The organism is Cobetia sp., from assembly GCF_983723665.1.
In genome coordinates this window covers 1-1,538 of record NZ_CFDJES010000214.1, presented here as the reverse complement: position 1 = coordinate 1,538, position 1,538 = coordinate 1, and the positions used below count along the sequence as shown (strand labels likewise).

Below are 1,538 nucleotides of genomic sequence, written 5' to 3'. Positions count from 1 at the left end.
GCTCAATAACAACAACGGAATCCTCAGGAGCAAGACGCCATGATTCATACCCGACGTGGTTTTGGCGGCGCCTGCGCCGCGCCCCATCATCTGGCGGCGCAAGCGGGCCGCGATATCCTGCGCGATGGTGGCAACGCCATCGAGGCGATGGTCGCGATGGCAGCGACCATCGCGGTGGTCTACCCCCACATGAACGGCATCGGCGGTGACGGCTTCTGGCTGATCAAGCGCCCGGGGCTGGCGCCGCTGGCGATCGATGCCTGTGGCCCGGCGGCAGGGCTTGCCAGCCGCGAATTCTATGCCGAACACGGCCATGGCTATGCGGCTGACAGTGAGGGGGCTGCTCCCCTCGCCAACGGCAGCAGCATCCCGACCCGCGGACCGCTGTCGGCCTTGACGGTGGCCGGCACCATCGGCGGCTGGCAGGAGGCGCTGGCCTTCTCTGCCGAGACCTCGGCGGATGAGCGCTCGCCCCTGCCGCTCTCGACATTGTTGAGCCATGCCATCCGGCATGCCAATGATGGCGTGGCCGTCAGCGCCAGCCAGAAGGCACTCAGCGAAAAACACCTGGCCGTACTCTCGCAGCAGCCCGGCTTCGCTGAGCGCTATCTGGGTCAGAGCGAGTCAGGTGAGCCGATCGCGCTGGAAGAAGGCGCACGCCTACGTCAGCCGGCGCTGGCCGCAACGCTCTCGCGTCTGGCAGATGCCGGACTCGATGACTTCTATCGTGGTGAACTTGCCACGCGCATGGCACAGGAGCTGGAAGCCGCCGGCAGCCCGCTGCGCCTGGCAGACCTCAACGGCTATCGCGCCCAGCGCGTCACGCCGCTCAAGGTCCGCCTGCGTGACAGTGAGGTATACAACCTGCCCGCCCCGACCCAGGGCCTCGCGACGCTGATGATTCTGGGGCTCTACGATGCATTGAGCGCGACGCATGGCATCAGCGAAGCGGACGGCAACACCCCGCGTCACCTGCATGCGCTGATCGAAGCCACCAAGCGCGCCTTCCTGGTACGCGACAGCCTGATCACCTCGCCGGAATGCATCGAGGGGGCGCTCGAGGGCAGCCTCGAAGGCAGCATCGCCACGCAACAGGCACAGCTTTCTCCGGAGGCCCTTGCCCGCCAGGCCGAGATGATCGACATGCAGTCCGCGCTTGGCTGGCCGCACGAGCCCGCCGAAGGCGACACCATCTGGATGGGCGCGACGGACAGTGACGGCACCACCGTCAGCTTCATCCAGAGCGTCTATTGGGAGTTCGGCAGTGGCGTGGTGCTGCCCAGCAGCGGCGTGATGTGGCAGAACCGTGGGCTGGCGTTCGACCTGGCGCCGGACAGACTGCGCAGCCTGGCACCGGGCCGCAAGCCCTTCCATACCCTCAATCCGTCACTGGCCTGCTTCGATGATGGCCGCGTGATGGCCTTCGGCACCATGGGCGGTGAAGGCCAGCCGCAGACTCAGGCGGCTGTCTTCACGCGCATCGCCCGCCACGGCATGTCATTGCAGGCCGCGATCAGCGCACCGCGCTGGCTGCTCGG

Annotated in this window: 1 protein-coding gene; it reads left to right on the top strand. The window is 67.0% G+C overall.

Going from position 1 to position 1,538, the window contains the following annotated elements; genetic code table 11:
- Nucleotides 1–39: 39 nt before the first annotated feature.
- Nucleotides 40–1,538, top strand: a 1,499-nt coding sequence (locus AC4FAH_RS13970; RefSeq protein WP_490246250.1) for a gamma-glutamyltransferase family protein, incomplete at its 3' end; no start/stop codon positions are given.